Annotated in this window: 23 protein-coding genes; 2 read left to right on the plus strand and 21 right to left on the minus strand. The window is 70.2% G+C overall.

Annotation, left to right across the window (positions count from 1 at the left end):
* Positions 1 to 45: 45 nt before the first annotated feature.
* The 12 genes from coaBC to pyrR all read right to left on the minus strand — a co-directional run bounded on the left by coaBC (position 46) and on the right by pyrR (position 13,030).
* Positions 46 to 1,248, minus strand: a complete 1,203-nt coding sequence (gene coaBC / locus OG858_RS08035) for a bifunctional phosphopantothenoylcysteine decarboxylase/phosphopantothenate--cysteine ligase CoaBC (protein WP_086747547.1) — start codon at positions 1,246 to 1,248, stop codon at positions 46 to 48.
* Positions 1,249 to 1,389: 141 nt separating this feature from the next.
* Positions 1,390 to 1,659, minus strand: coding sequence for a DNA-directed RNA polymerase subunit omega (rpoZ, locus tag OG858_RS08040; protein ID WP_005485492.1), 270 nt, complete (start codon positions 1,657 to 1,659; stop codon positions 1,390 to 1,392).
* Positions 1,660 to 1,723: 64 nt separating this feature from the next.
* Positions 1,724 to 2,281: a guanylate kinase gene (gmk, locus tag OG858_RS08045; RefSeq protein WP_319265597.1), complete on the minus strand. Its 558-nt coding sequence runs from the start codon at positions 2,279 to 2,281 to the stop codon at positions 1,724 to 1,726.
* A gap of 60 nt (positions 2,282 to 2,341) precedes the next feature.
* Positions 2,342 to 2,665, minus strand: coding sequence for an integration host factor (locus OG858_RS08050; protein ID WP_003977346.1), 324 nt, complete (start codon positions 2,663 to 2,665; stop codon positions 2,342 to 2,344).
* A 266-nt stretch (positions 2,666 to 2,931) separates the two neighbouring features.
* Positions 2,932 to 3,771, minus strand: a complete 840-nt coding sequence (pyrF, locus tag OG858_RS08055; protein WP_327723699.1) for an orotidine-5'-phosphate decarboxylase — start codon at positions 3,769 to 3,771, stop codon at positions 2,932 to 2,934.
* Positions 3,768 to 4,874, minus strand: coding sequence for a quinone-dependent dihydroorotate dehydrogenase (locus OG858_RS08060; protein ID WP_086747549.1), 1,107 nt, complete (start codon positions 4,872 to 4,874; stop codon positions 3,768 to 3,770). Before OG858_RS08060 ends, pyrF begins: the two co-directional genes overlap by 4 nt.
* A 75-nt stretch (positions 4,875 to 4,949) precedes the next feature.
* Positions 4,950 to 8,258: a carbamoyl-phosphate synthase large subunit gene (gene carB, locus OG858_RS08065; protein ID WP_086747550.1), complete on the minus strand. Its 3,309-nt coding sequence runs from the start codon at positions 8,256 to 8,258 to the stop codon at positions 4,950 to 4,952.
* The gene (gene carA, locus OG858_RS08070; protein WP_319265589.1) at positions 8,251 to 9,393 is read right to left on the minus strand and encodes a glutamine-hydrolyzing carbamoyl-phosphate synthase small subunit; all 1,143 of its coding nucleotides are present in this window, start codon (positions 9,391 to 9,393) and stop codon (positions 8,251 to 8,253) included. Before carA ends, carB begins: the two co-directional genes overlap by 8 nt.
* Positions 9,390 to 10,010 (minus strand): PH-like domain-containing protein, encoded by a 621-nt coding sequence (locus OG858_RS08075; RefSeq protein ID WP_086751522.1) that lies wholly within the window; start codon positions 10,008 to 10,010, stop codon positions 9,390 to 9,392. Before OG858_RS08075 ends, carA begins: the two co-directional genes overlap by 4 nt.
* A complete protein-coding gene (locus OG858_RS08080; RefSeq protein ID WP_327723701.1) occupies positions 10,007 to 11,293 on the minus strand; it encodes a dihydroorotase in 1,287 nt (428 codons plus the stop codon). Before OG858_RS08080 ends, OG858_RS08075 begins: the two co-directional genes overlap by 4 nt.
* Before the next feature lie 4 nt (positions 11,294 to 11,297).
* Entirely contained in the window at positions 11,298 to 12,329 is a 1,032-nt protein-coding gene (locus OG858_RS08085) for an aspartate carbamoyltransferase catalytic subunit (RefSeq protein ID WP_328545027.1), read from the minus strand.
* 89 nt (positions 12,330 to 12,418) lie between these two features.
* Entirely contained in the window at positions 12,419 to 13,030 is a 612-nt protein-coding gene (gene pyrR, locus OG858_RS08090; RefSeq protein ID WP_319265583.1) for a bifunctional pyr operon transcriptional regulator/uracil phosphoribosyltransferase PyrR, read from the minus strand.
* Between the two features lie 219 nt (positions 13,031 to 13,249).
* Between pyrR and bldD the strand changes: the two genes are divergently transcribed.
* Positions 13,250 to 13,750 carry a transcriptional regulator BldD gene (gene bldD / locus OG858_RS08095; RefSeq protein ID WP_069761463.1) on the plus strand — a complete coding sequence of 167 codons (501 nt, stop codon included), beginning with the start codon at positions 13,250 to 13,252 and terminating at the stop codon, positions 13,748 to 13,750.
* A 175-nt stretch (positions 13,751 to 13,925) separates the two neighbouring features.
* Here bldD and nusB read toward each other — a convergent pair whose 3' ends face one another.
* The 5 genes from nusB to aroB all read right to left on the minus strand — a co-directional run bounded on the left by nusB (position 13,926) and on the right by aroB (position 18,528).
* Entirely contained in the window at positions 13,926 to 14,360 is a 435-nt protein-coding gene (gene nusB, locus OG858_RS08100; protein WP_037701424.1) for a transcription antitermination factor NusB, read from the minus strand.
* A gap of 2 nt (positions 14,361 to 14,362) precedes the next feature.
* Positions 14,363 to 14,929, minus strand: a complete 567-nt coding sequence (gene efp, locus OG858_RS08105; RefSeq protein ID WP_005485474.1) for an elongation factor P — start codon at positions 14,927 to 14,929, stop codon at positions 14,363 to 14,365.
* 59 nt (positions 14,930 to 14,988) lie between these two features.
* Positions 14,989 to 16,095, minus strand: coding sequence for an aminopeptidase P family protein (locus OG858_RS08110; RefSeq protein ID WP_086751514.1), 1,107 nt, complete (start codon positions 16,093 to 16,095; stop codon positions 14,989 to 14,991).
* Between the two features lie 195 nt (positions 16,096 to 16,290).
* A complete protein-coding gene (locus OG858_RS08115) occupies positions 16,291 to 17,259 on the minus strand; it encodes an AAA family ATPase (RefSeq protein WP_327723704.1) in 969 nt (322 codons plus the stop codon).
* A 177-nt stretch (positions 17,260 to 17,436) separates the two neighbouring features.
* A complete protein-coding gene (gene aroB / locus OG858_RS08120) occupies positions 17,437 to 18,528 on the minus strand; it encodes a 3-dehydroquinate synthase (protein WP_086753694.1) in 1,092 nt (363 codons plus the stop codon).
* Between the two features lie 158 nt (positions 18,529 to 18,686).
* Between aroB and OG858_RS08125 the strand changes: the two genes are divergently transcribed.
* Positions 18,687 to 19,895, plus strand: a complete 1,209-nt coding sequence (locus OG858_RS08125; RefSeq protein WP_319265579.1) for an RNA-guided endonuclease InsQ/TnpB family protein — start codon at positions 18,687 to 18,689, stop codon at positions 19,893 to 19,895.
* A 13-nt stretch (positions 19,896 to 19,908) separates the two neighbouring features.
* Here OG858_RS08125 and OG858_RS08130 read toward each other — a convergent pair whose 3' ends face one another.
* From OG858_RS08130 to OG858_RS08145, 4 genes are all read right to left on the minus strand, one after another.
* Positions 19,909 to 20,391, minus strand: a complete 483-nt coding sequence (locus OG858_RS08130; RefSeq protein WP_086753702.1) for a shikimate kinase — start codon at positions 20,389 to 20,391, stop codon at positions 19,909 to 19,911.
* A gap of 32 nt (positions 20,392 to 20,423) precedes the next feature.
* Complete coding sequence (aroC, locus tag OG858_RS08135; protein ID WP_086753696.1) at positions 20,424 to 21,608, minus strand: chorismate synthase; 1,185 nt, start codon at positions 21,606 to 21,608, stop codon at positions 20,424 to 20,426.
* Positions 21,609 to 21,933: 325 nt separating this feature from the next.
* On the minus strand, positions 21,934 to 22,392 hold the full coding sequence (locus OG858_RS08140; protein WP_086753700.1) for a (2Fe-2S)-binding protein: 459 nt from the start codon (positions 22,390 to 22,392) through the stop codon (positions 21,934 to 21,936).
* A gap of 80 nt (positions 22,393 to 22,472) precedes the next feature.
* Positions 22,473 to 24,680 carry a xanthine dehydrogenase family protein molybdopterin-binding subunit gene (locus OG858_RS08145; protein ID WP_328545026.1) on the minus strand — a complete coding sequence of 736 codons (2,208 nt, stop codon included), beginning with the start codon at positions 24,678 to 24,680 and terminating at the stop codon, positions 22,473 to 22,475.
* Positions 24,681 to 24,740: the final 60 nt, after the last annotated feature.

Genomic DNA, 24,740 nt, shown 5'->3' on the forward strand with positions numbered 1-24,740 from the left:
CCCCAATGTGCGAGGTTCGGCTCAGACGTGACGCGAATGGCAGCGTCAGTCGAGCCGGCTCACGACCAGGTCCCACACCGTTTCGGCCAGGGCCTCCTTCGGGCCGTACGGCACCGGCGTCTCGCTCCCGTCGGCTCCCAGCACCATGGCCTCGTTCTCCTCGGAACCGAAGGTCTTGCGCTCCCCCACCTCGTTCACCACCAGCAGATCGCACCCCTTGCGTGCCAGCTTGGCGCGGCCGTTGGCGAGGACGTCGTCGGTCTCCGCGGCGAAGCCGACGACCACCTGTCCGGGGCGGGGGCGGTCCGCCGAGATCTCCGCGAGGATGTCCGGATTACGCACCAGGACGATGGGCGCGGGCTCCTGGCCGTCCTTCTTCTTGATCTTCCCGGCGGCGTACGTGTCGGGTCGGAAGTCCGCCACCGCCGCCGCCATCACCACGACGTCCGCGTCCGGCGCCGCCTTGAGCACCGCCTCGCGCAGCTGGACCGCCGTGCCGATCCGTACGACGTCCACGCCCGCGGGGTCCGGCAGCCCGGTGTTGGCTTCGATCAGCGTGACCCGGGCGCCCCGGGCGGCGGCCGTACGGGCCAGCGCGTAGCCCTGCTTGCCGGAGGAACGGTTGCCGAGGAAGCGGACCGGGTCGAGGGGCTCACGTGTGCCGCCGGCGGTGACGACGACGTGGCGGCCGACGAGGTCCGGCTCGGTGACGCCCCGGGCCAGCACCCGGCGGCAGACCTCGAAGATCTCCGCGGGGTCCGGCAGCCGTCCCTTGCCGGTGTCGACGCCGGTCAGCCGGCCCACGGCGGGGTCGATGACGAGGGCGCCGCGGCGGCGCAGCGTCGCCACGTTCTCCTGGGTGGCCGGGTGTTCCCACATCTCGGTGTGCATGGCGGGGGCGAAGACGACGGGGCAGCGTGCGGTGAGGAGGGTGTTCGTGAGGAGGTCGTCGGCCAGGCCGTGGGCGGCCTTGGCCAGCATGTCGGCGGTCGCCGGGGCCACGACCACCAGGTCGGCCTCCTGCCCGATACGGACGTGCGGCACCTCGTGGACGCTCTCCCAGACCTCGGTGGAGACCGGGTGGCCGGAGAGCGCGGACCAGGTGGCGGCGCCGACGAAGTGCAGCGCGGAGTCGGTCGGCACGACCCGTACGTCGTGCCCGGACTCGGTCAGCCGACGCAGCAGCTCGCACGCCTTGTAGGCGGCGATCCCCCCGCTGACACCCAGAACGACCTTCGGCTTGCCCACCGTGCCTCCCCGCACTCGGAAACGTACAACTCCATGCTGCCTCACGCCTGGGGACGACCACCGTGCCCCCGAGCACACCACAGGCCCGGCAGTCGCGCTGCCGGGCCTGTGGAAAAACCTACCGCGATCTGCAGACAGGACTTACGCGGGGCCCTCGACGGCCTCGGACGTCAGCAGACCCGCGTTGATCTCGCGCAGGGCGATCGAGAGCGGCTTCTCGTGGACGTGGGTGTCGACGAGAGGACCGACGTACTCGAGGAGACCCTCGCCGAGCTGCGAGTAGTACGCGTTGATCTGGCGAGCACGCTTGGCCGCGTAGATCACGAGGCTGTACTTCGAGTCAGTGGCCTCGAGGAGCTCGTCGATCGGCGGGTTGATGATGCCCTCGGGCGCGGAGATGGAAGAGGACACGCTCTACCTTCCGATGGATGGGAAAAGATCGGTCGTGATCACAGAAAACGGACAGAACCCGTGATCACACAACATCCATCAAGGCTAGCAGCTCGCGGGCCACGTCCTCGACGGAGGTGTTGACCAGGGTCACGTCGAACTCGGGCTCGGCCGCCAGCTCGATCTTGGCCGCCTCCAGGCGGCGCTCGATCACCTCGGGCGGTTCGGTGCCCCGCCCGGTGAGTCTGCGCACCAGTTCCTCCCAGGAGGGAGGAGCCAGGAACACCAGCTGGGCATCCGACATGGTCTCGCGGACCTGCCGTGCACCCTGGAGGTCGATCTCCAGCAGGACCGGCTCGCCCCGCTCCAGACGTTCGAGCACGGCGGCCCGGGGAGTGCCGTAGCGGTTGCCGGCGAACTCGGCCCACTCCAGCAGTTCGCTGTTGGCGATCAGCTTGTCCATCTCCTCGTCGGTGACGAAGAAGTAGTGGACTCCGTCCCGCTCGCCGGGGCGCGGCTTGCGGGTTGTCGCCGACACCGAGAGCCAGACCTCGGGGTGTGCCTTGCGCATATGAGCGACGACCGTGCTCTTGCCGACCCCGGAGGGGCCGGAGAGCACGGTCAGCCGCGGACGTTCACTCATGCAGCGATTATTCCAGCAATCCCGGAGTGTCCGGGACTCCCTTCCCGGCGGTAGCCGGGATCAGGAACCGGTGCTGCCGAACTCACGCTCCAGGGAAGCGATCTGGTTGGAACCGAGGCCGCGTACACGACGGCTCTCGGAGATACCCAGTCGCTCCATGATCTGCTTGGCGCGGACCTTGCCCACGCCAGGCAGTGACTCGAGCAGAGCGGAGACCTTCATCTTGCCGATGACGTCGTTCTCCTGTCCCTGCTTGATGACCTCATGCAGGGAGGCGCCGGAGTGCTTGAGTCGATTCTTGACCTCGGCCCGCTCCCGGCGAGCCGCGGCGGCCTTTTCGAGCGCGGCTGCGCGCTGTTCAGGGGTAAGGGGCGGAAGAGCCACGCCTACGTCACCTCGGATGTCGAACTGTCGGATACGGACCGGTGAGGAACCTAGTCGCCCCACACCTGGGGTGCCACGAGCAACACGCTTGCCCGTTCACCCTGCTCGGAGACTAGCGGCCAACTCCGCCAGAGTCAGCGAGAACAGCGGAAAAGTCCTGGTCAGCCTCCATGGAGTCGGACATAAGCCGCATAGTGCCCCGGATTTGAGAATGTATTCAGACTCAAGCCGTCCGGGAACCGCCCCGCGGGCACTCATCGGAGCTCTCAGGCTGTCGCCGTCGCGGTTCGGATCTCGTCCGCGAAACGATCCGACGCGTCACGCAGTGCGACGACGTCGGGACCGTGACGAAGGACACCTCGGCTGACGTTCGGGACCACATTGCGCACAGCGGTCCCGAAGGCCTCCGGCAGATCGGCCGGCGTCGCTCCCTGGGCACCGATCCCGGGGGCGAGGAGAGGTCCGTTGATGTCCAGGTCGTAGGACGAGAGGTCACCCAGCGTGGCACCGACGACGGCGCCGAAGGACCCCAGGGGCGCCTCTCCCGCGTTCTCGGCCGCCAGGTGCGCCAGCATGGTCGCCCCGACGTTGCGGCCGTCGCTCCGTACCGCGTGCTGCACCTCGCCGCCCTCCGGGTTGGAGGTGAGCGCCAGCACGAACAGTCCGGCCCCGCTCTCACGCGCCAGGTCGACGGCGGGCTTCAGGGAGCCGTAGCCCAGGTACGGCGAGACCGTCAACGCGTCCGAGAACAGGGGTGCGTCCTTGTGCAGGAAGGTCTCGGCGTACGCGGCCATGGTGGAGCCGATGTCGCCGCGCTTGGCGTCCATGACCACCAGCGCGCCGGCCGCCCGCGCCTCCTGGACCGACTTCTCCAGTACGGCGATGCCACGGGACCCGAAGCGCTCGAAGAACGCGCTCTGCGGCTTGAGGACGGCCACCCGGTCGGCCAACGCGTCCACGACCGTGCGGCTGAAGCGCTCAAGGCCCCCGACGTCGTCGCCCAGGCCCCAGTCGGCGAGCAGGGAGGCGTGCGGGTCGATGCCCACGCAGAGCGGCCCGCGCTCGTCCATGGCACGGCGCAGCCGCGCGCCGAAGGGCTCGGTCATACCGTCTTCCTCACGTCGGCGCCGACCGCGTCGGCGAGGGTGGCGTACGGGCTCGAACGCAGGCATGCGGCGAGGCCCTTGTGGAGGGTGCGCGCCCAGAAGGGGCCCTCGTAGATGAAGGCGCTGTAGCCCTGGACCAGCGTGGCACCCGCCAGGATGCGCTGCCAGGCGTCCTCGGCGTCGCCGATGCCGCCGACGCCCACCAGCGTGATCCGGTCGCCCACGCGCGCGTAGAGGCGGCGCAGGACCGCGAGGGAGCGGTCCCTGACGGGGGCGCCGGAGAGACCGCCCGTCTCCTTCACGAGGGAGGGTTCGGATGTCAGACCGAGGCCCTCGCGCGCGATGGTGGTGTTCGTGGCGATGATCCCGTCCAGGCCCAGCTCCAGGGCGAGGTCGGCGACGGCGTCGATGTCCTCGTCGGCGAGGTCCGGCGCGATCTTCACCAGCAGCGGCACCCGGCGGGTGCGGACCGTGCGGTCGGCGGCCTCGCGCACGGCGGTGAGCAGGGGCCGCAGCGCCTCGGTGGCCTGGAGGTTGCGCAGGCCGGGCGTGTTGGGCGAGGAGACGTTGACGACCAGGTAGTCGGCGTACGGCGCGAGGCGCTCGGTGGACTTCACGTAGTCCGCGGCTGCCTCGTCCTCCGGGACGACCTTGGTCTTGCCGATGTTGACGCCCACGACCGTCCTGAAGACGGGCGTACGGGAGGCCAGCCGCGCGGCGACGGCGAGCGAGCCCTCGTTGTTGAAGCCCATGCGGTTGATCAGCGCGCGGTCGGCGACCAGGCGGAACAGCCGCTTCCTGGGGTTGCCGGGCTGTGCCTCGCCCGTCACCGTGCCGATCTCGATGTGGTCGAAGCCGAGCATCGACATCCCGTCGATCGCGACGGCGTTCTTGTCGAAGCCGGCGGCCAGCCCGAACGGGCCGTGCATGCGCAGTCCGAACGCCTCGGTGCGCAGTTCCTCGTGGCGGGGCGCCAGCGCGGCGGCCACGAAGGTGCGCAGGACGGGGATGCGGACGGCGCGGCGGATCCAGCGGAAGGCCAGGTGATGGGCGTCTTCCGGGTCCATCCGTTTGAAAACCAGACGGAAGAAAAGCTTGTACATGAGTCGGTGTCCTCTTGAAGCCTCGTGGGTCCCACGAAGAGGGGGACACCGTTTCCGGTGTCCCCCTCAGGGCTGCTAGTCGCGGGCCGCGGTCAGGTGTTCTGCGTGTTCCTGGAGTGAGCGGACGCCCACGTCGCCGCGGTTGAGCGCGTCGATGCCCTGGACGGCCGCGGCGAGCGCCTGGACCGTCGTCAGGCACGGCACGGACCGGGCCACGGCCGCCGTACGGATGTCGTAGCCGTCGAGACGGCCGCCGGTGCCGTACGGGGTGTTGACGATGAGGTCGACCTCGCCGTCGTGGATGAGCTGGACGATGGTCTTCTCGCCGTTCGGGCCGGTGCCCTCGGACTGCTTGCGGACGACGGTGGCATTGATGCCGTTGCGCTTGAGCACCTCGGCCGTGCCGGACGTGGCGAGCAGTTCGAAGCCGTGGGCGACCAGCTCACGCGCCGGGAAGATCATCGAACGCTTGTCACGGTTGGCGACCGAGATGAACGCGCGCCCCTTGGTGGGCAGCGGCCCGTACGCGCCGGCCTGCGACTTGGCGTACGCCGTGCCGAAGACGGAGTCGATGCCCATGACCTCGCCGGTGGAGCGCATCTCCGGGCCGAGGATCGTGTCGACGCCACGCCCGTGGATGTCGCGGAAGCGCGACCACGGCATGACGGCCTCCTTGACGGAGATCGGCGCGTCGAACGGCAGCTCCCCGCCGTCGCCGTTGGCCGGAAGCAGCCCCTCCGCCCGCAGTTCGGCGATGGTCGCGCCGAGCGAGATCCGGGCGGCGGCCTTGGCCAGCGGCACCGCGGTCGCCTTCGAGGTGAAGGGGACCGTGCGGGAGGCGCGCGGGTTGGCTTCGAGGACGTAGAGGATGTCCCCGGCCATCGCGAACTGGATGTTGATCAGGCCGCGCACGCCGACGCCCTTGGCGATGGCCTCGGTGGAGGCCCGCAGGCGCTTGATGTCGAAGCCGCCGAGGGTGATCGGGGGCAGGGCGCACGCCGAGTCGCCGGAGTGGATGCCGGCCTCCTCGATGTGCTCCATGACGCCGCCGAGGTACAGCTCGTGGCCGTCGTAGAGGGCGTCGACGTCGATCTCGATCGCGTCGTCGAGGAAGCGGTCCACGAGGACCGGCCGGGAGGGGCTGATCTCGGTCGACTCGGCGATGTACGACTCCAGGCGGGCCTCGTCGTACACGATCTCCATGCCGCGCCCGCCGAGCACGTACGACGGGCGGACGAGGACCGGGTAGCCGATCTCGTCGGCGATGGCCTTGGCGCCGACGAAGGTGGTCGCGGTGCCGTGCTTCGGCGCGGGCAGGCCGGCCTCGGCGAGCACCTGGCCGAAGGCACCGCGGTCCTCGGCGGCGTGGATGGCCTCCGGGGGCGTGCCGACGATCGGTACGCCGTTGTCCTTGAGCGCCTGCGCCAGGCCCAGCGGGGTCTGGCCGCCGAGCTGGACGACGACACCCGCGATCGGACCGGCCAGCGACTCGGCGTGGACGATCTCCAGCACGTCCTCGAGGGTCAGCGGCTCGAAGTACAGACGGTCGGAGGTGTCGTAGTCCGTGGAGACGGTCTCCGGGTTGCAGTTGACCATCACGGTCTCGTAGCCCGCGTCGCTCAGCGCGAAGGAGGCGTGGACGCAGGAGTAGTCGAACTCGATGCCCTGGCCGATGCGGTTCGGGCCCGAGCCGAGGATGATCACGGCGGGCTTCTCGCGCGAGGCCACCTCGGTCTCCTCGTCGTACGAGGAGTAGAAGTACGGCGTCTTCGCGGCGAACTCGGCGGCGCACGTGTCGACCGTCTTGTACACCGGGCGTACGCCCAGCGCGTGCCGGACCTCGCGCACGACGTCCTCGCGCAGCCCGCGGATCTCGGCGATCTGCTGGTCGGAGAAGCCGTGCCGCTTGGCCTCCGCCAGCAGATCCGGGTCGAGCTTGTCGGCCTGGGCCAGTTCGTCCGCGATCTCCTTGATCAGGAAGAGCTGGTCGACGAACCACGGGTCGATCTTCGTGTACTCGAAGACCTCCTCGGGCGTGGCGCCCGCGCGGATGGCCTGCATGACGGTGTTGATGCGGCCGTCGGTCGGCCGGACGGCCTCTTCGAGGAGGAGGGCCTTGTCGCCGGGCTCGCCGACGAACGTGAACTGGCTGCCCTTCTTCTCCAGCGACCGGAGCGCCTTCTGCAGCGCCTCGGTGAAGTTGCGGCCGATCGCCATGGCCTCGCCGACCGACTTCATGGTCGTGGTCAGGGATGAGTCGGCGGACGGGAACTTCTCGAAGGCGAAGCGGGGGGCCTTCACGACGACGTAGTCGAGCGTCGGTTCGAAGGAGGCCGGGGTCTGCTCGGTGATGTCGTTGGGGATCTCGTCGAGCGTGTAGCCGACGGCCAGCTTGGCCGCGATCTTGGCGATGGGGAAACCGGTCGCCTTGGAGGCGAGCGCCGAGGACCGCGACACACGCGGGTTCATCTCGATGACGATCACCCGGCCGTCCTCGGGGTTCACCGCGAACTGGATGTTGCAGCCGCCGGTGTCGACGCCGACCTCGCGGATGACGGCGATGCCGATGTCCCGCAGGATCTGGTACTCGCGGTCGGTCAGGGTCATCGCAGGCGCGACCGTGATCGAGTCGCCGGTGTGCACGCCCATGGGGTCGAAGTTCTCGATGGAGCAGACGACCACGACGTTGTCGTTCTTGTCGCGCATCAGCTCCAGCTCGTACTCCTTCCAGCCGAGGATGGACTCCTCCAGGAGCACCTCGGTGGTCGGCGAGAGGGTGAGGCCCTGGCCGGCGATGCGACGCAGCTCCTCCTCGTCGTGCGCGAAGCCGGAGCCGGCGCCGCCCATGGTGAAGGAGGGGCGCACGACGACGGGGTAGCCGCCGAGCGTCTCGACGCCCCCCAGTACGTCGTCCATGGAGTGACAGATGACCGAGCGGGCGGACTCGCCGTGCCCGATCTTGGCGCGGACGGCCTCGACGACGTCCTTGAAGAGGTCGCGGTCCTCGCCCTTGTTGATGGCCTCGACGTTGGCGCCGATCAGCTCGACGCCGTACTTCTCCAGCGTCCCGGCCTCGTGCAGCGAGATGGCCGTGTTGAGGGCCGTCTGACCGCCGAGGGTCGGCAGCAGGGTGTCCGGGCGCTCCTTGGCGATGATCTTCTCGACGAACTCGGGGGTGATCGGCTCGACGTACGTGGCGTCGGCGATCTCCGGGTCGGTCATGATCGTCGCCGGGTTGGAGTTGACGAGGATCACGCGCAGACCCTCGGCGCGCAGGATGCGGCACGCCTGGGTGCCGGAGTAGTCGAACTCGGCGGCCTGGCCGATGACGATCGGGCCGGAGCCGATGACCAGGACGGACTGGATATCGGTGCGCTTAGGCACGCTGGCCCTCCATCAGGGATACGAAGCGGTCGAACAGGTAGGCGGCGTCGTGCGGGCCCGCTGCCGCTTCGGGGTGGTACTGGACGCTGAAGGCGGGGCGGTCCAGGAGCTGGAGCCCCTCGACCACGTTGTCGTTGAGGCACACGTGGGAGACCTCGGCGCGGCCGTAGGGCGTCTCGGAGACCTGGTCGAGCGGGGCGTCGACGGCGAAGCCGTGGTTGTGCGCGGTGACCTCGACCTTGCCGGTCGTACGGTCCTGCACCGGCTGGTTGATGCCGCGGTGGCCGTACTTCAGCTTGTAGGTGCCGAAGCCGAGCGCTCGGCCCAGGATCTGGTTGCCGAAGCAGATGCCGAAGAGCGGGGTGGAACGCTCCAGGACGGCCCGCATGACGGAGACGGGGTGGTCGGCGGTGGCCGGGTCGCCCGGACCGTTGGAGAAGAACACGCCGTCGGGGTTCACGGCGTACACGTCCTCGACCGTCGCCGTGGCCGGGAGCACGTGCACCTCTATGCCCCGCTCGGCCATGCGGTGCGGGGTCATGCCCTTGATGCCGAGGTCGACGGCGGCGACGGTGAACTTCTTGGTGCCGATCGCCGGGACGACGTACGTCTCCTTGGTGGCGACCTCGGCGGAGAGGTTCGCGCCCTTCATCTCGGGGGCCTGGCGGACCTCGGTGAGCATGGTGCCGTCGTCGGGCAGCGCGTTGCCGGAGAAGATGCCGACGCGCATGGCGCCGCGCTCGCGCAGATGGCGGGTGAGGGCCCGGGTGTCGATGCCGCTGATGCCGACGACCCCCTGCTGCGCCAGTTCCTCGTCCAGCGAGCGCCGGGAGCGCCAGTTGGAGGGCACGCGCGCGGGGTCGCGTACGACGTACCCGGAGACCCAGATCCTTCCGGACTCGGGGTCCTCGTCGTTGATTCCCGTGTTGCCGATGTGCGGGGCGGTCATGACGACGACCTGGCGGTGGTACGACGGGTCGGTGAGGGTCTCCTGGTAGCCGGTCATCCCGGTGGAGAACACGGCTTCGCCGAAGGTCACCCCCACGGCCCCGTAGGCGCGGCCGCGGAAGATCCGGCCGTCCTCCAGGACGAGTACGGCGGGAACCCTGGTGGCTCCCCGGGTGGAGGTCGTCATCGTGCGCCTTCCGTTTCCGTCTTGTTGATCATCTGGTTCAGGGTCGCGACCCACTCGTTGTGCTCGGCCGCGCGGTCGGAGCGGAATCCGGAGTCCAGCAGCCTGCCGCCGTGCTCCCAGGTGACGACCAGCAGCCCGCCCTCGGTAAGGACCTTGCCGGCGATGCCCTTGTCGAGCCGGGCCTCGCGCAGGGCCTCGACGGGGACGAAGAAGTCCGTCGCTCCCGGGCGTACGACGTCCAGGCCCGCGTCCGTCAGCGTCAGCTCGACCCTGCTGCGGGTGCCCAGGCCGTGCGCCACGATCCGGTCCAGCCACTGCCCGGCGGTGGTGGAGCCGTGGTAGCGGCCGCTCATGCCCAGTCTCGCCTCACCGGGCTCGTCCGGCATTCCAGACAGCGGCGGCTTGCCGTCTCCGTTGAGGGTGGTGGTGGGCGACGGGCGGGTGGAGAGGGCGGGCAGGTCGCTCTGGAGCGTGCCGCGCCACTTCCAGCCCTCGCGCATCAGCCAGTAGACGAGCGCGACGAAGAGGGCGAGTCCGACGACCCAGCCGATGCGCGCGGCCCAGTCGGTGACCTCGGCCGATTCCTTCTCCGCGGCCAGCAGAATTACAGGTGTCACGTGAGCTTCCCGTCGACGAGCGTGGCCTTGCCCCGCAGCCACGTGTGCGTGACACGGCCCGGCAGCTCGCGGCCCTCGTAGGGGGTGTTGCGGCTGCGCGAGGCGAAGCCCGCGGGATCCACCGACCCACGGTATGCCGTGTCGACGAGCGTGAGGTTGGCGGGCTCACCTGCCGAGACGGGACGTCCGTGTCCGGCCGCCCTGCCGATCCTGGCCGGCTTGAAGGACATGCGGTCCGCGACGCCCGCCCAGTCGAGCAGACCGGTCTCGACCATCGTCTCCTGGACCACCGACAGCGCGGTCTCCAGGCCGACCATGCCCATGGCGGCCGCGCCCCACTCGCAGTCCTTGTCCTCGTGCGGGTGCGGGGCGTGGTCGGTGGCGACGATGTCGATCGTGCCGTCGGCGAGCGCCTCGCGCAGGGCCAGCACGTCGCGCTCGGTGCGCAGCGGCGGGTTGACCTTGTAGACCGGGTTGTAGGAGCGCACCAGCTCGTCGGTGAGCAGGAGGTGGTGCGGGGTGACCTCGGCGGTGACGTCGATGCCGCGGGACTTGGCCCAGCGGACGATCTCGACGGACCCGGCGGTGGAGAGGTGGCAGATGTGGACCCGGGAGCCGACGTGCTCGGCGAGCAGGACGTCCCGGGCGATGATCGATTCCTCGGCCACCGCGGGCCAGCCGCCGAGGCCCAGCTCGGCGGAGACGACGCCCTCGTTCATCTGGGCGCCCTCGGTCAGCCGCGGCTCCTGCGCGTGCTGGGCGACGACCCCGCCGAAGGCCTTCACGTACTCCAGGGCCCGGCGCATCATCACGGCGTCGTCCACGCACTTGCCGTCGTCCGAGAAGACGGTGACCCCGGCGGCAGACTCGTGCATCGCGCCCAGCTCGGCGAGTTTCCTGCCCTCCAGGCCGACGGTGACGGCCCCGATGGGCTGCACGTCGCAGTAGCCGTGCTCCTGGCCGAGCCGGTAGACCTGCTCGACCACACCGGCGGTGTCGGCGACCGGGAAGGTGTTGGCCATGGCGAAGACGGCCGTGAAGCCGCCGGAGGCCGCCGCGCGCGTGCCGGTGAGCACGGTCTCGGAGTCCTCGCGGCCGGGCTCCCGCAGGTGGGTGTGGAGGTCGACCAGGCCCGGGAGGAGCACCTTGCCGTCGGCCTCGACGACCTCGGCACCCTCGGCGGACAGGCCGACGCCCACCTCGGTGATGGTCCCGCCGTCGATCAGGACGTCCTGCTCCTCGCCGCCCAGCACCTTCGCACCACGGATAAGGATCTTGCTCATGGTCTTACTTCTCCTCGGTGGTGCGGAATTCGGAGGTGGGCGCGAAGCGCCTCGTCGAAAGGGTGGTGGTGGGCGACGGGTGGGTGACGGCGGGCTCGTTGCCGCCCAGCAGCAGGTACAGCACGGCCATCCGGATGGAGACGCCGTTGGCGACCTGCTCGACGACGGTGCAGCGGTCGGAGTCGGCGACCTCGGCGGTGATCTCCATGCCGCGGACCATCGGGCCGGGGTGCATCACGATGGCGTGCTCGGGCATCCGCGCCATGCGGTCGCCGTCGAGGCCGTAGCGCCGCGAGTACTCGCGCTCGGTGGGGAAGAACGCGGCGTTCATCCGCTCCCGCTGGACGCGCAGCATCATCACCGCGTCGGACTTGGCGAGCGTGCTGTCGAGGTCGTACGAGATGTCGCAGGGCCAGGTCTCGGCGCCGACCGGCACCAGGGTGGGCGGGGCGACGAGGGTGACCTGGGCGCCGAGGGTGTGCAGCAGGTCGACGTTGGAGCGGGCGACGCGGCTGTGCAGCACGTCGCCGACGATCGTGATGCGCTTGCCGGACAGGTCCTGGCCCAGCCCGGCGTCCCGGCCGACGAGGCGGCGGCGCATGGTGAAGGCATCGAGCAGGGCCTGGGTGGGGTGCTGGTGGGTGCCGTCGCCCGCGTTGATCACGGCGGCGTCGATCCAGCCGGAGGTCGCCAGGCGGTACGGGGCCCCGGAGGCGCCGTGGCGGATGACGACGGCGTCCACGCCCATGGCTTCGAGGGTCTGGGCGGTGTCCTTGAGGGACTCGCCCTTCGACACGCTCGACCCCTTGGCGGAGAAGTTGATGACGTCGGCGGAGAGGCGCTTCTCGGCGGCCTCGAAGGAGATCCGGGTCCGCGTCGAGTCCTCGAAGAAGAGGTTGACGACGGTACGGCCGCGCAGGGTCGGCAGTTTCTTGATCGGCCGGTCCGCGACCCGGGCCATCTCCTCGGCGGTGTCGAGGATCAGGACGGCGTCGTCGCGGGTGAGGTCGGCGGCCGAGATGAGATGACGCTGCATCTTTCAGGCTCCGTAAGGCAGTTCGGGAGATTACGGGCAGGCAGGGGCATCGCGAAGGGGCGTACGGCACGAGGCCGTACGCACGCGTGCTACTGCCGGGCGGTCCGCTTCGCACCGAGCAGAACGGTGTCCCGACCGTCTTCCTCGGCGAGCTGGACCTTGACCGTCTCCCGCAGCGACGTGGGGAGGTTCTTGCCGACGTAGTCGGCGCGGATGGGCAGTTCGCGGTGGCCCCGGTCGACGAGGACCGCGAGCTGGACGGCGCGCGGGCGGCCGATGTCGTTCAGCGCGTCGAGCGCCGCGCGGATCGTCCGGCCGGAGAAGAGCACGTCGTCGACGAGGACGACCAGGCGGCCGTCGATGCCGTCACCGGGGATCTCGGTGCGGGCCAGCGCACGCGGGGGGTGCATGCGCAGGTCGTCGCGGTACATGGTGATGTCGAGCGAGCCGACCGGGATCTTGCGGTCGGTGATCTCTTCGAGCTTGGCGGCGAGCCGCTGGGCGAGGAAGACGCCCCGGGTCGGAATGCCGAGGAGCACCACGTCGTCGGCGCCCTTGGCGCGTTCGACGATCTCGTGGGCGATGCGGGTCAGCACTCGGGCGATGTCGGGGCCTTCGAGAACGGGCCTGGCATCGGACGCCTGCGCATCCTGTTGCGCATCCTGTCGCGGGTCTTCTTGCGGAATTTCTTGCGAGTCCATATGAAACGGACCTCCTTCTCCGCCTCACGGGACGGACCTTAAAGGACGTCGGAATTGCGCCGTCAACGCTAGCAGGTCCCAGGAACACCCCTGATCACCCCCCTGGCGCAACGGATCACGGCTACCACGGAAGAGCCGGTCCGGACCATTCGGCTTGACGGGGCAGAGTCACGCTGCGTAACCTCACAGTGAGTCACCAGCCTTCGTCCGGGGAGCTATATGTCCAGCGAATACGCCAAACAGCTCGGGGCCAAGCTCCGGGCCATCCGCACCCAGCAGGGCCTTTCCCTCCACGGTGTCGAGGAGAAGTCCCAGGGACGCTGGAAGGCGGTCGTGGTCGGTTCGTACGAGCGCGGAGACCGCGCCGTCACCGTGCAGCGCCTCGCGGAGCTGGCGGACTTCTACGGGGTCCCCGTGCAGGAACTGCTTCCTGGTACGACCCCTGGTGGCGCCGCCGAGCCGCCGCCGAAGCTCGTCCTGGACCTTGAGCGCCTGGCCCACGTGCCGGCCGAGAAGGCGGGCCCGCTGCAGCGTTACGCGGCGACGATCCAGTCCCAGCGCGGTGACTACAACGGCAAGGTGCTCTCGATCCGCCAGGACGACCTGCGCACACTCGCCGTCATCTACGACCAGTCCCCCTCGGTCCTCACCGAGCAGCTGATCAGCTGGGGCGTCCTCGACGCCGACGCGCGTCGCGCCGTCTCCCACGAGGACGGCTGACACTCCCGGCAGCGCCCAGCAGAAACGTGCCGCCGGGGTGGCCCGAACCATTCGGTTCGGGCCACCCCGGTGGTTTTTTGTTTCTGAGGGGCGCGGGGAGCTGCGCGATCAGCCACGGACCACCCGCGGCCGGCGTCGTGCAGCGTCCCCCACAGTGCTTCCCTGCTCGTCGCGCCTACTCGCCCTCTCGGCGGAGCGAAGGCTTCAGGTCCTTCAGACGGCCCAGCAGACCGTTCACGAAGGACGGCGAGTCGTCCGTGGAGAACTCCTTCGCCAGCTGCACCATCTCGTCCAGCACCACCGCGTCGGGAGTCGCGTCGACCCAGATCAGCTCGTACGCCCCGAGCCGCAGGATGTTGCGGTCCACGACCGGCATCCGGTCGAGCGTCCACCCCACCGAGTACTGCGCGATCAACTCGTCGATGCGCTTGGCGTGCTCCGAGTACCCCTCGACCAGCTGCATGGTGTACTCGCTGACCGGGGGTTGCCGGGTGTCGTTGTGAGCGTGCCGGATCCAGTCCGCGAGGACGGTCAGGACGTCGGCTCCGCGCTGGTCGCCCTCGAAGAGGATCTGGAAGGCGCGCTTGCGGGCCGTGTTGCGGGCAGCCACGGTTAGCTGTTCACCCGGCCGAGGTAGTCGCTCGTGCGGGTGTCGACCTTGATCTTCTCTCCGGTGGTGATGAAGAGCGGCACCTGGATCTGGTGGCCGGTCTCCAGGGTGGCGGGCTTGGTGCCACCGGTGGAGCGGTCGCCCTGGACACCCGGCTCGGTCTCCTGGATCACGAGCTCGACGGCGGCCGGCAGCTCGACGAAGAGCACCTCGCCCTCGTGCTGCGCGACGGTGGCGGTGAAGCCCTCGATCAGGAAGTTGGCGGCGTCGCCGACGGCCTTGCGGTCGACCATGAGCTGGTCGTAGGTCTCCATGTCCATGAAGACGAAGTACTCGCCGTCCATGTAGGAGAACTGCATGTCGCGCTTGTCGACAGTGGCCGTCTCGACCTTGACGCCGGCGTTGAACGTCTTGTCGACGACCTTGCCGGAGAGCACGTTCTTGAGCTTGGTGCGCACGAAGGCCGGGCCCTTGCCGGGCTTGACGTGCTGGAACTCGACGACGGACCAGAGCTGGCCCCCGTCGAGCTTGAGCACCAGGCCGTTCTTGAGGTCGTTCGTGGAAGCCACGGTTGCGGAATCTCCTGGACTGACGTGGACGACCCCGGGCCCCGCGCACAGCCGGTGAGCTAGAGCGCGAGCAGCTCCTTGGTCGTGATGGTGAGTAGCTCGGGTCCGCCGTCCGCCTCGGGGCGTACGACGAGCGTGTCATCGATCCGGACGCCGCCCCGGCCCGGGAGGTGAACCCCCGGTTCGACGGTGACCGGCACGCAAGCGTCCAGTTTACCCATGGCCGCGGGGGCCAACTGCGGGTCCTCGTGGATTTCGAGTCCGACCCCGTGGCCCATCCGCACCGGAAGGCCGTCACCGTACCCCGCGGAGTCCAGGACCTGGCGGGCCGCGCGGTCCACGGCACGGTAGGCCGCACCGGGTGCCAACGCCTCCCGTCCGGCGCGCTGGGCTGCGAAGACCAGGTCGTACAGCTCGATCTGCCAGTCCGCCGGCGAGGTGCCGATCACGAACGTACGGCCGATCTCACAGCGGTAGCCGCGGTAGGTCGCGCCGAGGCAGACGGAGAGGAAGTCGCCCTCCTCGACCCGGCGGTCGGTGGGGATGTGACCGGGGCGGCCGGAGTTCGGGCCGGCGGCGACGGAGGTGGCGAAGGCCGGGCCGTCGGCGCCGTGGTCGACGAGGCGGCGCTCCAGTTCCAGGGCGAGGTGGCGCTCGGTGCGGCCGACGAGGATCGATTCGAGCAGTTCGCCCAGCGCCTGGTCGGCGATCTCCGCGCCGATCCGCAGACAGGCGATCTCCTCCTCGTCCTTGATCACTCTCAGCTGCTCGACCGCGCCCCCGAGGTCGGCGAGCCGCAGCCGGGGCGCGACCGAGCGGATCGCGCGGTGCCGGCCCACGGTGAGGTGGTGTTCCTCCACCCCGAGCGACTCGGCGCCCAGGGCCGTGACCAGATCGGCGGCCGCGACCGCCGCGTCGCCGCCGGGTCCGGGCAGCACCTGGATACGTACCGCCTCGTCGGGCCGGCCCTCGCCGATCTCGCCGCTCGGCGGTGTGCCACAGAGCAGGACGTCCTCGCTCCTCCCGAGCAGCAGCACCGCGCCCTGCGGTGCCGCGCCCGCGAGATAGCGCACGTTGGCCGGGCGGGTGACAAGTGCGGTGGCGCTGCCGCCGGAGTGGCAGCGTTCTCTCAGTCGAGCGCGGCGGGCCGCGTACACCTCTGACATGTGCCGAGCGTATGAGCTTCGCTGCCTGGCCGCCGGTTGAGCGCAGCCGAGCGGGGGCGTTCCGCGGGAAACGGGGGACGGGGCCGACGTGGGGTGCCGGGTGCGGCCCGGTAGGGGTTGTGCGCGCGGTTCCCCGCGCCCCTTGGGGGTCGGCTCAGGCCACGGTGTTCCCCGGTGCCGTCCTCTGGTGCTCGGCTACCACTTGGGTGGGCTGGCGATCGACCTGGCCAGGACCTCGTCCAGGACCCTCGCCGTGGCCGGGACATCCAGCTGGGAGTTGTCGATGATCGGCAGGCCCGAGCCGTACCAGCCCGCCATCCGGCCGTGGATGCGGGCGACCTCTTCGTCGGTGAGGCGGCGGTTGCCCGAGCGCTTGGCGTTGCGTTCGAGGACAATCTCCAGGCCCGGCAGGAGCACGACGGGCAGCAGGCCTGGGCCGACATGCCTCTTCCAGCCACCGAGGCCGACGACGGGGCGGTCGGGGAAGACGGCGTCGTCGAGGATGCAGGAGATGCCGTTGGCCAGGAAGTTCCGGGCGGAGAAGCCGCAGGTGCGGCGGGCGAGACGATACTGCGCCTCGGAGTTGTCGTTCCAGCCGGACTGCGGGTCCGCGAAGCCGGAGCGCACCCACTCGCGTACGTCGTCCAGGCTGATGTGGGCGGTGGGCACCCGGCGGTGGTCCGCCCAGTACTTGGCGACGCTGGTCTTGCCTGCCCCGGCGGGCCCGATGAGCAGGACCGCGAGCGTGGTGGCCGTGACGTCGGGCGCGCCGGTGGCGGGCGGCGGCATGGTGACGGGGCCGCCCGGCGGCAGTTGCACGTGTCCGGTGGTGTCCCGCGGGATCCCGGTCTGCTGCGGGGCCGAGGTGTGCGGATACCCGGGGTTTCCGGCGAAGCCCGGCGCGGGCGGGGGCACGGACCCCGGAGGCGCGGCCGGTGCGGGCGGGCCCATGGGCGCGGGCGGGGGTGGCGGCACGGGGCCCGGGTGTGTGCCCGGCGGCACCGGGTGGCTCGCGCCCGTGTGCCCCGGAGGGTTCGTGCCCGGCGCTCCCGGGTGAGGGGGTGCCGGGTGTCCCTGCTGGTTCGCGGGCGGCGCCCAGGGGGCCGCCGGGTCCTGCCCCGGCCGATGGGGCGGCGGCAGCGGAGCTCCCACTGCGTGCTGCATCCGGTGCCACTCCGTCTCGTACAGTCACATCGACACTGGCGGGCGGGGCCTCTCGACCCCGCCCTTACCGAACGGTACCGTCCCCGGCCGTCCTTTGGTGAACGGCCGGGGGCAGCCCGAAGTGCCCAAGTGGCCAGGGACACAAGGCGAATCGGGCAAGAGCTGCCCGAGCGGGCGTTACTGGCCCACTTCGCCGTAGGCGGCGAGCAGGATCGCCGGGTCGGGTCCTTCGAGGACGGTGGGCTTGGCCAGGCCGTCCAGGACGATGAAGCGCAGCAGGTCGCCCCGCGACTTCTTGTCGACCTTCATCGTCTCCAGCAGCTTGGGCCACTGGTCGTAGCGGTAGTGCAGCGGCAGCCCGACCGCTTCGAGGACCGCGCGGTGACGGTCGGCGGTCGCGTCGTCCAACCGGCCCGCCAGACGGCCCAGTTCTGCCGCGAAGTGCATGCCGACGGAGACGGCCGCGCCGTGGCGCCACTGGTAGCGCTCGTTCTTCTCGATCGCGTGGGCCAGGGTGTGCCCGTAGTTGAGGATCTCGCGGCGCCCGGACTCCTTCAGGTCGCCGGAGACGACCTCGGCCTTGACCCGGATCGACCGCTCGATCAGCTCCGCGGTGTGCGGGCCGGCCGGTGTGCGGGCCGCCTGCGGGTCGGCCTCGACCAGGTCCAGGATCACCGGGTCCGCGATGAACCCGGCCTTGATGATCTCGGCGAGCCCGGAGACGTAGTCGTTGACCGGCAGTGAGTCCAGTGCCGCCAGGTCGCACAGCACCCCGGCCGGCGGATGGAACGAGCCCACCAGGTTCTTGCCCTCGGCCGTGTTGATGCCGGTCTTGCCGCCGACAGCCGCGTCGACCATGGCCAGTACGGTCGTCGGGATGGCGATCCAGCGGACCCCGCGCAGCCAGGTCGCCGCCACGAACCCGGCGAGGTCCGTGGTGGACCCGCCGCCGACACCGACGATCACATCGGTGCGGGTGAACCCGGACTGGCCCAGCGCCTTCCAGCAGTACGCCGCGACCTCGGCGGTCTTGGCCTCCTCCGCGTTCGGCACCTGGATCGCGACCGCCTCGAAGCCCTGCCCGGCCAGATCGGCCCGCAGCGCCTCGGCGGTGTCGTCCAGCGCCTCGGGATGGATCACCGCGACCCGCTTGACCCGGTTGCCGATCAACCCGCCCAGCTCACCGAGGAGCTGACGCCCCACCAAGACCTCGTACGGCTCGGTACCCGCGGTACCGCCGACCTGGATACGGGTCACTGTCTCGCTCATCAAGATTCCTTCGTGGATACCCCGGCCGCCAGGCCGGGGAGGAAACGGACTCCTGCGGAGCAGGGCGGAGGATACCGAAGCGCTGTCAGGGCGGTCCGGTATCCGGCAGTTGCTGGCCGACACCCTTGACTCACACGGGAACTGATAGAATGTGATGCGTGACACAGCAGGTCAAGCGGGCATTCAAGTACCGCTTTTACCCCGCGGACGAGCAGGCAGCCGAGCTGTCGCGCACGTTCGGCTGTGTCCGCCTCGTGTACAACAAGGCGCTGGAGGAGCGCACACAGGCGTGGTACGGCGAACAGCGCCGCGTCTCCTACGTGCAGTCGTCCGCCGCTCTGACGGAGTGGAAGAAGAGCGAGGAACTTGCCTTCCTGACCGAGGTGTCCTCTGTTCCGCTTCAGCAGGCACTGCGCCATCTTCAGACAGCGTTCGGGAACTTCTTCGCCAAGCGGGCCAAGTACCCACGCTTCAAGTCGCGGAAGAAGTCGCGCGCATCGGCCGAGTACACCCGCAGTGCCTTCGCGTGGCGCGAAGGGAAGCTGACTCTGGCCAAGATGACGCAGCCCCTGGACATCCGATGGTCGCGCCCTCTCCCAAAGGGCGCGCAGCCCACGACAGTGACGGTGTCCCACGACAGCTCGGGTCGCTGGTTCGTCTCGCTGCTCGTCGAAGACACCATCGCCCCTGCTCCCGCCACCGACGCGGCGATCGGCCTGGACGCCGGGATCACCTCCCTGGTGACCCTGTCCACCGGGGAGAAGATCACCAACCCGCGGCACGAGCGCCGTGACCGCGCCCGCCTCGCCAAGGCACAGCGGGAGCTGTCGCGGAAGGCGAAGGGCTCCGCCAACCGGGAGAAGGCCCGGCGCAAGGTCGCCGAGGTGCACGCCCGGATCAGCGACAGGCGCCGGGACTTCCTCCACAAACTCTCGACTCGTATCGTCCGTGAGAACCAAACGGTAGTGATCGAGGATCTGACCGTCCGCAACCTGCTGAAGAACGGCAAGCTCGCGCGCGCCATCTCCGACGCAGCCTGGACGGACCTGCGCATGATACTGGAGTACAAGTGCGCCTGGTACGGGCGCGAACTCGTCGTGATCGACCGCTGGTTCCCCAGCTCGAAGCTGTGCGGGGCCTGCGGCACGATCCGGGCGAAACTGCCGCTGAACGTCCGCGAGTGGATGTGCGAGTGCGGCACAGTGCACGACCGCGACGTGAACGCGGCGCGCAACATCCTGGCCGCCGGGCTGGCGGCATCTGCCTGTGGAGACGGTGTAAGACCTCAACGGGAGTCCTCCCGGACGGGGCAGTCGTCGGTGAAGCAGGAACCCCAGCGGGCGACCGCTGGAACCCCCCGCCTTTAGACGGGGGAGAAAGTCAAGCTTCCTTCAACTCCAGTGCGTCCAGGGCCGCTCGGGTGACTTCCTCGGGCGTACGGCCGTCGGTGGCGACGACGGCCGTGGCGACCTCCTCGTACAGGTTCCGCCGTGCCTCCATCAACTCCCGCCACTGCTTGCGGGGGTTGACGGCCAGCAGCGGGCGGGCGGCGTTGAGACCGGTGCGCTTGACCGCCTCCTCGACGTCCATCGAGAGGTAGACGACGCGCTGCCCGGCCAGCAGGGCGCGTGTGTCGGCGTCGAGGATCGCGCCGCCGCCGAGGGCGAGGACGCCGTCGTGGGCGGCCAGTGCCCTGTGCACGGCCCGCTTCTCAACGGCGCGGAAGGCGGACTCGCCCTCGTCGACGAAGATCTCCGCGATGGCACGGCCCTGCTCGGCCACGATGTCGTCGTCGGTGTCGCGGTAGGCGACACCGAGCCGCTCGGCGAGCAGTTGTCCGACGGTGGACTTGCCGACGCCCATGGGGCCGACGAGTACGACCAGAGGCACCGGGGTCACCGGATCGCGAGGTGGTCGAGGTAGGAACGGACGTTGCGAGCCGTCTCGGTGACGCTGTCGCCGCCGAACTTCTCCGCCACCGCGTCCGCCAGGACCAGGGCCACCATCGCCTCGGCGACGATGCCCGCGGCGGGCACGGCGGAGACGTCGGAGCGCTGGTGGTGGGCCTGCGTGGCCTCGCCCGTGGTCACGTCCACGGTCCGCAGGGCGCGCGGCACGGTCGCGATCGGCTTCATCGCCGCCCGCACCCGCAGCAGCTCACCCGTGGTCAGACCGCCCTCGGTGCCACCGGAGCGGCCGGAGACCCGCCGGATGCCCTCGGGGGTGTTCACGATCTCGTCGTGCGCCTTGGAGCCAGGTACCCGCGCCAGCTCGAAGCCGTCGCCGATCTCGACGCCCTTGATGGCCTGGATGCCCATCAGCGCGCCGGCGAGGCGGGCGTCCAGCTTGCGGTCCCAGTGGACGTGCGAGCCGAGGCCCACCGGCACGCCGTACGCCAGGATCTCGACGACGCCGCCGAGGGTGTCGCCGTCCTTGTGGGCCTGGTCGATCTCCGCGACCATCGCCTTCGACGCGTCCGCGTCCAGGCAGCGCACCGGGTCCGCGTCCAGCCTCTCCACGTCGGCCGGCGTCGGGTACACGCCCTGCGGGGCCTTCGCCGCCGCCAGCTCCACCACGTGGCTGACGATCTCGATCCCGGCCGTCTCCTTCAGGTACGACCGGGCGACGGCGCCGAGGGCGACCCGGGCCGCGGTCTCCCGGGCCGAAGCCCGCTCCAGGATCGGGCGGGCCTCGTCGAAGCCGTACTTCTGCATACCCGCCAGGTCGGCGTGACCGGGCCGGGGGCGGGTCAGCGGGGCGTTGCGGGCCAGACCGGCGAGGATCTCCGGGTCGACCGGGTCCGCCGCCATGACCTGCTCCCACTTCGGCCACTCGGTGTTCCCGACCATGATCGCCACCGGCGAGCCCATGGTCAGACCGTGCCGCACACCGCCGAGGAAGGTGACCTCGTCGCGCTCGAACTTCATCCGCGCACCGCGCCCATAGCCCAGGCGCCGCCGGGCCAGGTGGTCCCCCACCATCTCGGTGGTGATCGGCACGCCGGCGGGAAGACCCTCCAGCGTCGCGACAAGTGCGGGACCGTGGGACTCCCCCGCGGTCAGCCAGCGCAACCTGCTCAACGGTGCTCCTCAGTGCTCGCGCCCGGTACTGCGTCCTGCCTGCGTGTACGCGTGTCCTCGCGTACGGCGACGGCTACCGGGTGCGCGGCCCCGGCCCGCCACCTCCGATCCTCCCACGTCCGGGGCGGGACCTGGTCACGGGTCCATCAGACGGACGGGCGTACACGGAGACCTCGCCGTCCGGCAGACGGGCCTGCACGAGCACCTCGCCGTCCGGCAGACGGGCGTGCACGAGCACCTCGCCCGTCGGGCGGACGGCAGCCGTACACACGGAGCACCGTCCCGCCGATCGAACGGACGACCGCGCGCGGAGCACCCCGCCGCGTCACCCCATCTTCGCCGCCGCGCTCTTGATCGCCTCGCGGATGCGGAAGTACGTGCCGCAGCGGCAGACGTTCGCGATCTCGTCGATGTCGGCGTCGGTGGGGTTTTTCGTCCGCTTGAGCAGGGCGACGGCGGCCATGATCTGTCCGGGCTGGCAGTAGCCGCACTGGGCGACGTCCTGCTCCAGCCAGGCCTCCTGGACGGGGTGCAGCTCGTCGCCGTCGGCCAGCCCCTCGATGGTGGTGACCTCGCGGCCGGCCGCGTCGGCGACCGGGACCACACAGGGCCGGACGGCCTCGCCGTCTAGGTGGCTGGTGCAGGCCTTGCAGACGTCGATGCCGCAGCCGTACTTGGGCCCGCGGACGCCGAGCAGGTCGCGCAACGCCCACAGCAGGGGCAGGTCGTCGGGGGCATCGACGGTGACGGTCTCGCCGTTGACGGTGAAGGTGTGGGAAGGCATCGATGTGCTCCTGGAGCCTGGCGCGGGTCGGCGCGCGGACGTACGAGGGGGCTCGGCGGTGACGGCTGAGGCGAGCGGGCTCAGCGGGGGAATGGCGTGAAGTCCACGTCGAAGTTGACGGGGAAACGGCGTGGCTTGGTGCCGGTGGCCCGCGCGTAGGCGTTGGCGACGGCGCCGACGGCCGCCGGGACACCGAGTTCGCCCGCGCCGCCGGGTTCGTCGGCTCCCTCGATGACGAAGATCCTGACGTCCTTCGGGGAGTCCTTCTGGCGGGCGTAGTGGAACTGCGAATAGCTGCCTTCCAGGGGCAGCCCCTCGTCGATGTGGAGCCCGGCCCGCAGGGTGGTGGAGATGGCGTCCGTGAGCCCGCCGAGGAGCTGGGCTTCCAGTCCGCGCGGGTTGATCACCCGGCCCACGTCGGCCACGATGACCGCCTTCGTCACCCGGGGTTTCTTCGGATCGGTGGCGTCGATCTCGACCAGGCAGGCCGTGCAGGCCTTGTACTCGTCGTGGAAGGCGACGCCCTGGGCCCAGCCGTCCGGCAGGCTCCGCCCCCAGTCGCCTTCCGTCGCGGCCCTGTCGAGCACGGCCCGCTGCCGCGCCGTCTTGAGGAACTCCCGCCGGAAGACGACCGGGTCCTTGCCGAGCTTCGCCGCCAGTTCGTCGACGATGATCTCCTCGGCCCCGCGTGTGTTGGCCGAGTACACCGAGCGCCACGACCCGGTGTGCATCTTGACCGGCACCTCGGTGAGCGTCTGCGTGGTGAATCCGAAGTTGTACGGGGACTTCACCGTGGTCAGGAACAGGGTCTGCGCGAAGGTCGCGTTCCCGATGCCGGACGGCAGTCCCGCCGCGGCGGCGGTGATCGCGTCGCCGAGCCCGTGTCGGAAGTCGGTCTCCACGGCGGCCACCTGGTGCTGGAAGGTGAGCACCTGCCCCACCGCGTAGGTGGCCCGGATCCGGTGGTGGGTGGCGGGCCGCATCCGCCCGTGCCGCATGTCGTCGATCCGCGACCACATCAGCCGTACGGGCCGTCCGCTCTTCTTGGACACGACGGCGGCCTCCAGAGCCGCGTCGTGGAAGAGCCGCCGCCCGAAGGAGCCGCCCGACTGCACGACGTGGACCTTCACTTTGGACACCGGAAGTCCGACTGCCCTCGCGATGGCCGCCTGCGCGACGATCGGCGACTTCAGCCCGGACCAGATCTCGGCACGGTCGGCCCGTACGTCGGCGACCGCCGAGTTGGTCTCCAGCGGCGCGTGACTGGCGAATGCGAAGTCGAACTCCCCCTCCACCTTCTTCACCAGCAGCCCGAGCACGTCCAGCGAGGGCGTCGCCGCCTTCAGCCTGGCCGTGATGGCGTCGTCCGACAGCGCGTCGACGCTCCCCGGGCCCCAGGTGACGTCCAGCGCCTCCTTGCCGTCGAGGGCCTGCCCGAACGTCTCCGCGACAACGGCGACACCACTGTCGATGGTGACCACGTCGAGCACACCGGGCATGGCCCGTACGGCGGCCTCGTTGTTCACCGCCTTCACGGTGCCGTTGATCGTCGGCGGCCGGCGCACCATGCACGGCTTGGCCCCGGGCACGTCGAGGTCCAGTGTGTAGACCTGCTTGCCGGTGACCATGGCACGGGCGTCGATGCGCGAGGTGGGGCTGCCGACGACGGTGTGTTCCGACTCCTTCTTCGGCGTGACGACGAGGGAGCCGAGGTCGAGGGAGGCGGCGGCCGCCGACAGCGAACCGTAGGAGGCGGTACGCCCGTCCGGCGCGACCACGACGCCCTGCCGCACCGCCAGATCTCCCGCGCGGAGTCCCCATTGCTTCGCGGCGGCACGAACCATCCGCGCCCGCGCGGCAGCCGCCGTATGGCGCACCGGGTCGTAGAGCGAACGGATCGAGTTGGAGCTGCCGGTGAGCTGGTTGAAGAGCAACTCGGGGCGGGCGTCGTCCAGTTGGATGCGTACCCGGTCGAGCGGGGTGTCCAGCTCCTCCGCCACCAGCATCGCCACCGCCGTGGTGAGGCCCTGCCCGACCTCCTCCCTCGGCAGCCGGAAGTGGGCGATGCCCTCCTCGTCGACGCTCAGCACCAGCATGTTCGCCGTCGGTGCCCCGGCCAGGATCAGCAGATCACCGAGGTCCACGAGATCCGCCGGCGCCGGCAGCGTGGGTATCGCCGCGTCGGCGACGTCGGGCGCATAGGCGTCCAGACCTATCTTGGTCGCTACGGCGAGCGTGGGCGCGGCCACCAGATAGGTGAGAAACCTGCGCCGGGAGTGACGTGACATGGGGGCTCCGTTCAACGCCCCGCCTGCGTCGCCGGGCCGCCCGATGATGATTGCCGCTGG

This window comes from Streptomyces europaeiscabiei (genome assembly GCF_036346855.1).
GTDB lineage: Bacteria > Actinomycetota > Actinomycetes > Streptomycetales > Streptomycetaceae > Streptomyces > Streptomyces europaeiscabiei.

Bases quoted from the DNA above. Each gene is read 5' to 3' on its own strand.
- OG858_RS08060 (WP_086747549.1), bottom strand. From the start codon at position 4,874: ATGTACAAGCTTTTCTTCCGTCTGGTTTTCAAACGGATGGACCCGGAA.
- gmk (WP_319265597.1), bottom strand. From the start codon at position 2,281: ATGAGTGAACGTCCGCGGCTGACCGTGCTCTCCGGCCCCTCCGGGGTC.
- OG858_RS08080 (WP_327723701.1), bottom strand. From the start codon at position 11,293: ATGAGCAAGATCCTTATCCGTGGTGCGAAGGTGCTGGGCGGCGAGGAG.
- carA (WP_319265589.1), bottom strand. From the start codon at position 9,393: ATGACGACCTCCACCCGGGGAGCCACCAGGGTTCCCGCCGTACTCGTC.
- OG858_RS08115 (WP_327723704.1), bottom strand. From the start codon at position 17,259: ATGCAGCACGCAGTGGGAGCTCCGCTGCCGCCGCCCCATCGGCCGGGG.
- OG858_RS08110 (WP_086751514.1), bottom strand. From the start codon at position 16,095: ATGTCAGAGGTGTACGCGGCCCGCCGCGCTCGACTGAGAGAACGCTGC.
- OG858_RS08145 (WP_328545026.1), bottom strand. From the start codon at position 24,680: ATGTCACGTCACTCCCGGCGCAGGTTTCTCACCTATCTGGTGGCCGCG.
- OG858_RS08085 (WP_328545027.1), bottom strand. From the start codon at position 12,329: ATGCAGCGTCATCTCATCTCGGCCGCCGACCTCACCCGCGACGACGCC.
- aroB (WP_086753694.1), bottom strand. From the start codon at position 18,528: ATGAGCGAGACAGTGACCCGTATCCAGGTCGGCGGTACCGCGGGTACC.
- OG858_RS08130 (WP_086753702.1), bottom strand. From the start codon at position 20,391: ATGGGCGTCGGCAAGTCCACCGTCGGACAACTGCTCGCCGAGCGGCTC.
- OG858_RS08140 (WP_086753700.1), bottom strand. From the start codon at position 22,392: ATGCCTTCCCACACCTTCACCGTCAACGGCGAGACCGTCACCGTCGAT.
- pyrR (WP_319265583.1), bottom strand. From the start codon at position 13,030: ATGGACTCGCAAGAAATTCCGCAAGAAGACCCGCGACAGGATGCGCAA.
- bldD (WP_069761463.1), top strand. From the start codon at position 13,250: ATGTCCAGCGAATACGCCAAACAGCTCGGGGCCAAGCTCCGGGCCATC.
- pyrF (WP_327723699.1), bottom strand. From the start codon at position 3,771: ATGACCGAGCCCTTCGGCGCGCGGCTGCGCCGTGCCATGGACGAGCGC.